Here is a 6,971-nt window from a genome sequence, read left to right as displayed (position 1 = left end):
GATCGGCGCCTTGGCCCGTACTTCGGCGGTGAGGTCGAGGGCGCCCTTCAGGAGCCCGATCGCCTCCACCGGATGGGTCTCCGCGAGTGCCCCGGCCAGCTGGACATGGGCGGACACGCTGTCGGGTTCGGCCTCCAGGACCCGGCGCAGATAGCGGGCGGCGGCCTCGGGCGCACCACGGTTCGTGGCCTGCGCGGCCGCCTCGCGCAGCACCCAGCGCATCCACGGCTGGGGGTGGCCGGGCACCAGCAGCACCTGGTTGGCGACCTCTTCGGCGGGCCGGCCGATGTCGCTGAGCAGTTGGGCGGCCCGGGCCCGGAGCCCGGCCAGCGCGTCGGCCCCGGCGGCGTCGAGCACGGCCGAGCGCACCACGTCGTGGGCGAGGTCGGGGCGGTCGGGCGCCACCACCTCGGCGCCGCGCAGCAGCGTCACGGCCTCCTCGATGCGGGCGGCGGTCACCGCGGCGAGGCCGCCGATGTGCGCAGCGGCATCGGCCGCCCCACCGAGAACGGCGATCGCGGTGGCCACGTCCCGGACCCAGCCGGGCTGGCGCTCGAACAGCGCGTGCACCGACTGGGCGACCACGCACTGGCCGACCTCGGCGATCGCGTGGATCCCGGTGTCGTCCGGCCGCGCCCCCTTGGCCCGCAGCTCGTGCAGCAGCCGGGTGACGGTGAGGGGGTTGCCGCCACCGACGGCGGCCACGCGCTCGGCGAAGGACGGCGCGACGGGGAGCGGGAAGATCTCCCGGGCCAGCTCGGCCACGTCGGCGTCGGCCAGCGGGCCGAGCCGGATCGCCGAGGAGCGGGGCTGGGCGACGATGTCGGCCAGCGCGGCGGGCGCGACCGGCTCCGCCTCGGTGCGCTGGGCGAGCACCACGAGCAGCGGCAGGTGGTCGGCGCGCCGGAGGAGGAAGTCGATCCAGCGCAGCGAGCGTTCGTCGCACCAGTGCACATCGTCGAGGACGAGCACGAGCGGACCCTGCGTCATGAGGTTCACCGCGAGCCAGTAGAGCCCGTGGAGCACGGGGTAGGCGGTCGCGGGCGAGGGCGGTTCCTCGTCGCCGGGGTGGGGCGCGAGCGCGGGCAGGGCACGGCGGGCGTTGCCCTGGAGCAGCGGGGAGTCGTGTGCGTCGTCGGCGGTCAGCCCGAGCGGGCCGAAGAGAGCGCGTACGCCGCCGTAACCGGAACCGGCCACGAGCTGGCCGCAGGTGCCGTGGAGGACGGTCATCTTGCGGCAGGTGTCGCTGTCGAGGAAGGCGCGCAGCAGACTGGTCTTGCCGATTCCGGTAGGTCCGGAGAGCACCACCAGACCGGACCGTCCGGCGTAGGCGGCCTCCGCGTGACTGGTCAGCACCGTCAGCTCACTGGTGCGGCCGACCAGCGGGCTGGGTAAACCGGAATCGTTGGCCCGGTCCAGCACAATGGCCCCCTCGCACCCCCGATGGTGTCAAATTCGCACAAGTAAATTACTCGGCGCGATCATCAGGCTACACGAACAGCATCCTGACGATCAACGTCGATCGTGAAGACCCACCGAGATGCGCAGAAGCGCGCACGGACGTGCATGCACGCGCAGTGGCCCGGAGGCGGAAGGTGTGGTGAGGGCGTTCACCATTCCGTCCCCGGGCCGTTCCGTATCACTGTGTGGGTACGAGGCATGGAGTCGTCTATCGCTTCTCCCTTCGTCGTGCTTCATCCCGCCTGGTCGGGGCAGGCACGGGGCGCCGGGATGACGCGCCCGTCAGGGAGCAGTTCACCCGTGTCCGCGAAGATCACCACTCCGTTGCAGAGCAGGCTCCAGCCCTGCTCGGGGTGGGAGGCCACCAGACGCGCCGAATCATGGTCGGGGGCGTCGGCGGGAGGACACGGGGGCTGATGGAGGCACATGGCGAACCTTCGATCTTCCGCCGGAGTTCGGCGGAGCACTTACGCAGCTCCCAGGATGGGACGGCGGACCGGACCGCGACGAGGGGAGATCTCCCCGGATGGCTACCTGACCCGCCCCCGGCGCCCCGCCCCGGCCCCGACCGGTCACCGACCGCGACCACGGCTCGCCGACGGTGCCCCCTCGAGCGAGCCACGAGGGCGCTACGAGGGGCTGCGCGCGGGCTGCGGGGGCCGCCCCCCGGGCATAGCCTGGACAGTAACCGTTCGGGCCGAGCGGGGGACTCTCGCCCGCCCGAGGCCGGTGCGAGGCATCAATGGGTGCGGTGGCGACAAGCACCCCGACCGGGCGGCAGACAGGCAGGCTGCCGGCCGAGGTGACGACTTTCGTGGGGCGTCGGCGCGAGGCGGCCGAGGCCCGGCGGATGCTGTCCGTCTCCCGGCTGGTGACCCTCACCGGAGTGGGCGGGGTCGGCAAGACCCGGCTGGCGCTGCGGGTCGCCGAGGACGCGCGCCGGGCGTTCGCCGACGGGGTCTGGCTGGTCGAACTGGCCGCCCTGGAGACCCCTGACCTGCTCGCCCAGAACGTGGCCGAGGCCCTGGAGGTCCGGGACCAGTCCGCCCGGCCGCCGCTCGACGTCCTCATGGACCATCTGCGCGAGAAGCAGGCGCTGCTCGTCCTGGACAACTGCGAGCACCTGATCCACGGCTGTGCGCTGCTCGCCGACCGGCTGCTGCGGGCGGCCCCGCGGCTGCGCATCCTGGCCACCAGCCGGCAGGCGCTGGGCACCGCCGGTGAGCAGACCCTCGCCGTTCCGGCGCTGGCCCTGCCCGATTCCAGAGGGCCGCGGCTGTCCACCACGGCGCTGGCCCAGTGCGACGGGGTACGGCTGTTCGTCGAGCGCGCCGGATCCATCCTGCCGGGCTTCGCCGTCACCGACGCCAACCGGGACGCCGTGGAGCGGGTGTGCCGGCGGCTGGACGGCATTCCGCTCGGGATCGAGCTGGCGGCCGTACGGCTGCGCGCCCTCTCCGTCCAGCAGCTGCTGGACCGCCTCGACGACCGCTTCCGGCTGCTGACCACCGGATCCCGGTCGGTCCTCCCCCGCCACCAGACGCTGCGGGCGCTGATCGACTGGAGCCATGACCTGTGCACCGAGCGGGAGCGGCTGCTGTGGGCCCGGGTCTCGGTGTTCTCCGGAACCCTGGACCTGGAGGCGGCCGAGGCGGTCTGCTCGGGCGACGGCATCGACCGCGAGGACGTCCTGGACCTGGTGACCGAGCTGGTGGACAAGTCGGTGCTGCTCCGGGAGGAGCACGGCACCACGGTGCGCTACCGGATGCTGGACACGCTGCGCCAGTACGGCCGGGAACGGCTCGAGGCCGCCGGGGAGGAGCCCGACCGGCTGCGGCGGCACCGCGACTACTACCGGCAGCTTGCCGCCGACGCGCGCGCCGCGCTGTTCGGCCCGGCCCAGGTGCAGTGGTTCACCCGGCTCCAGCTCGAGCACGCCAATCTGCGCAGCGCCCTGGAGTCCAGCTTCGCGGAACCGGAGGAGACCGCCTGCGGACTGGGGATCGCGGCCGACCTCCTCTACCACTGGATCACCAGCTACTACCTCGGCGAGGGGCGGCGCTGGCTGGACCAGGGGCTCGCCGCCTGCCCGGAGCCGACCGAGGTGCGGGCGCGCGCCCTGTGGACCAACAGCTGGCTGGCCATCATCCAATCCGACACCAAGGCGGCCGCGGCCATGCTGGAGGAGAGCCGGGCCCTCGGCGAACGGCTCGGCCTGGCCCCGGTCCTGGCGTACGCGGCGCTCTACTCCGGCATGGTCGCCATGTACCGGGGCGACGCCCCGTCCGCGATCACGCTCTACGAGGAGGCGGTGTCCCGCCACCGGGCCACCGGCGATCCGGTCGGGCTCGCGCTGGCCCTCATCCGGCTCTCCCTGGCCCACTCCTTCATCGGCGACTCCCCGCGCGCCGTCGCACTGGGCGAGGAGTCCCTCGAGGTGTGCGACGCCTACGGCGAGGGCTGGCACCGGGCGTACACGATGATGGCGCTCGGCGTCGAGGTGTGGCGCCAGGGCGACACCGCCCGCGCGACCGCCCTGGAGAAGGCCAGCCTGACCTTCAACCGCTCGCTCGACGATCCGCTGGGCGTGGGGGTCAACCTGGAGGTGCTGGCCTGGATCGCCGCCACCGACCGGGACCACCGGCGGTCGGCCCGGCTGCTGGGCATCGTACGGACCGTCTGGCAGTCGATCGGCGCCTCGCTGTCCGGCTACGGACACCTGGTCCACTACCACGACGAATGCGAGGCGGACGTGGCCCGGGCGTTGGGCAGACCGGCGTACAACGCGGCCGTCAAGCAGGGTGCCCGGCTCCCCTACGATCAGGCGCTGGTCTACGCTCTGGAGGACCAACTGCCCAGCGGGGAGGCGGCGGTACCCGAGCGGCCGTCGCCGCTGACACCCCGGGAGACCGAGATCGCCCAGCTGGTCGCGCAGGGGCTCAGCAACAAGGAGATCGCCGCGGCGCTGGTGATAGCACAGCGGACCGCCGAGGGCCATATTGAGCACATTTTGAGCAAACTTGGTTTCACCTCGCGTGCTCAGGTAGCTGTGTGGGTAGCGCACCAGGACCGGGCCGCCCTCACCGACGGCGAGCGTCCGCCGGACGACCCCGTTTGACGCTCCGACCGCCACCGCCACTCCGGAAGACACTCCGGAAGAGCGGGCGACAGCGTGAGCGAGAGGCGGAATTTTATTCGATCAGGACACCCCTGTCCCTCGATTTCGCGCACACACCACGAAAATCCTCAGGTCCCCCACGTTTTTGGGATCATGCGTCAGGCTCGAGGGACGAGCCGCAACGGTCGTGATTGCACGACCCCTTGCGACCGAGGAGGTCCCGCCGTGACTGTTGCCGCAGTCGGCAATTCCGGTGATGCCATGGAACTCTTCCGTGGCACCGCCCACAGCCCGTCTTTCTTCGCGCTCAACCGCGCCGGGATCACGGGTGGCGGACAGGAGCTTGTGGACTTCTGCATCCCCTGCAATCCGTACTTCCCCACCCCCGCCATGTTCGCCGTGATGGCGGTCAGGCTGCGGGAGATCCTCACGTACTACCCGAGTTCCGCGGACACCATCACCGCCGAACTGGCCGATGTGCTGGGCCTACAGCCGCAGACCATGGCGATGGGCAACGGTTCGACCGAGCTGATCACCTGGATCGACCATCTGCTGGTGAAGGAAAGCCTCGCGGTGCCGATTCCCACCTTCGGCCGGTGGACCGACCAGCCGATGGAAACCGGCAAACGGGTCGACATGTTCCAGCTCCCGGAGATGAGCGGATTCCAGCTCGACCCGCAGGCGTTCGTCCAATTCGTCCGGTCCCGGGGCTCCCGGGTAGCCGTCATCTGCAATCCCAACAACCCCGACGGTGGACTGCTGTCGCGCCAGGCCGTCATCGGCCTCATGGACGCGCTGTCCGATCTGGACCTGGTGGTGATCGACGAGTCCTTCCTGGAGTTCGCCGATGCCGAGGCGTATCCGAGCGTCGTGGACGAGGCGATCCTGCGGCCCAACGTCATCGTCCTGCGCAGCCTCGGCAAGAGCTTCGGACTGCACGGCGTCCGCTTCGGCTATCTCGTCGCCAATCCGGCGCTGGCCGTGCAGATCCGCTCCCGGCTGCCGAAGTGGAACCTGAACTCCTTCGCCGAGGTCATCGTCTTCATGCTCAAGCGGTACCGGCAGGAGTACGTGCAGAGCCTGCGTATGCTCAGCCGTGACCGGCAGGAGATGACCACCCAGCTGGCCGGGCTCCCCGGGATGACGGTCTTCCCCTCCCAGGGCAACTTCGTCTTCGTCAAGCTGCCGGGCGGCACGGACGGCTCCTGGGTGCGGGACCAGCTCCTCAGCCAGCACGGTGTCCTGGTGCGCGAATGCGGCAACAAGCTGGGCAGCAGCAGCCAGTTCATGCGGCTCGTGGTGCGCTCCCAGCCGGATGTGCAGCGGCTGCTGACCGGGCTGAGCACCGTGCTCTACGGCACGTCCTACTACGCCCCCCAGGTCGCGTACGACCAGCAGCGCGGCTGGGACCTCCAGGCGCCGCTCTACTCCGGCCCGGCCCAGCAACTGGACTACCAGTACCAGCAGATGCCGCAGCTGGCCGCGGCCCCCGTCGCCCCCGAACCCCAGCCGCCGACCCAGCAGACCCCGCAGCAGATGCAGCAGATCCTGCAAATGCAGCAGACGCAGCAGGCCCCGCAGCAGCAGCTGTACTCGGCGAACGCCCTGCCCGCGCCGCAGGGCATCGCCTCGGACGGGTACGGGCAGTCCGACCCGTTCGGACTGTCGGTGTCGTCCGCGCAGTCGCCGTCGGCGTCGCAGCCGCCCGCCGAGCTGGCACCCGCGTACGTCGCCACTCCCCCGGTCCAGACGCCCCTGTACCAGGCGCCGATGCAGCAGCAGATACCCCAGCAGCCGATGCAGCAGATGCAGTCGATGCAGCAGATGGACCAGATGCAGCAGATCGAGCAGATGCAGCAGGCCCAGCAGATGGCCCAGCAGATGGCCCAGGTTCAGGCCCAGCAGCAGATGCAGCAGGCAGCGATGCAGCAGCCCCAGATGGGGCAGATGCAGCAGGCCCAGGCGCCGCAGCCCCAGGCGGCGCAGGGCCAGGCGCCCTACCTCCAGATGGCCCAGAACCCGCAGGTCCAGACCCCGCAGGCGCAAGTCCCGCAGGCCCAGATCCCGCAGGCGCAGAGCGCGCAGATGCAGATGGCGCAGGCCGAGACCGGTCAGATCCCGATCGTCCAGCCGCAGGCCCCGGCGCAGGGCGCGATGGCCGGATACGCCCAAGGCCCCTCGCCCTCGGAGCAGACGGTGCTCGATCAGATCCCGCTCTTCCGGCCCGAGCAGAACGCCGTGCCGGAGCCGACCCCGGCGGAGCAGACCCAGGTCATCGACTACGACCCCGCCGAGCTGAGGGCCTCGACCCCGGCCCCGCCCGCCCGGCCCGCCGATGCCGACAAGGACCCGGACGGTTCCGGTCCGGCGCTGATGCGCTACCCGCGCCCGG

At 71.3% G+C, this 6,971-nt stretch carries 4 protein-coding genes; 2 read left to right on the top strand and 2 right to left on the bottom strand.

The window, feature by feature from the left end; translation table 11 throughout:
* Together SSOG_RS43305 and SSOG_RS57085 are read right to left on the bottom strand one after the other, a co-directional pair.
* Window positions 1–1,422, bottom strand: a 1,422-nt coding sequence (locus SSOG_RS43305) for an ATP-binding protein (protein ID WP_009720666.1), incomplete at its 3' end; no start/stop codon positions are given.
* A 272-nt stretch (window positions 1,423–1,694) separates the two neighbouring features.
* Window positions 1,695–1,889: a DUF5999 family protein gene (locus SSOG_RS57085; RefSeq protein WP_009720665.1), complete on the bottom strand. Its 195-nt coding sequence runs from the start codon at window positions 1,887–1,889 to the stop codon at window positions 1,695–1,697.
* Window positions 1,890–2,263: 374 nt separating this feature from the next.
* On the opposite strand from SSOG_RS57085, the gene SSOG_RS43295 reads away from it, so the two are divergent.
* Together SSOG_RS43295 and SSOG_RS58800 are read left to right on the top strand one after the other, a co-directional pair.
* Window positions 2,264–4,579 (top strand): ATP-binding protein, encoded by a 2,316-nt coding sequence (locus SSOG_RS43295; protein ID WP_245606518.1) that lies wholly within the window; start codon window positions 2,264–2,266, stop codon window positions 4,577–4,579.
* Between the two features lie 225 nt (window positions 4,580–4,804).
* A partial coding sequence (locus SSOG_RS58800; RefSeq protein WP_425385453.1) for a pyridoxal phosphate-dependent aminotransferase occupies window positions 4,805–6,971 on the top strand: 2,167 nt, incomplete at its 3' end.

The sequence above is a fragment of the Streptomyces himastatinicus ATCC 53653 genome (assembly GCF_000158915.1).
Classification (GTDB): domain Bacteria; phylum Actinomycetota; class Actinomycetes; order Streptomycetales; family Streptomycetaceae; genus Streptomyces; species Streptomyces himastatinicus.
Note: the sequence above shows the minus strand (reverse complement) of the source record. Positions and strands in the feature narration are given on the sequence as shown.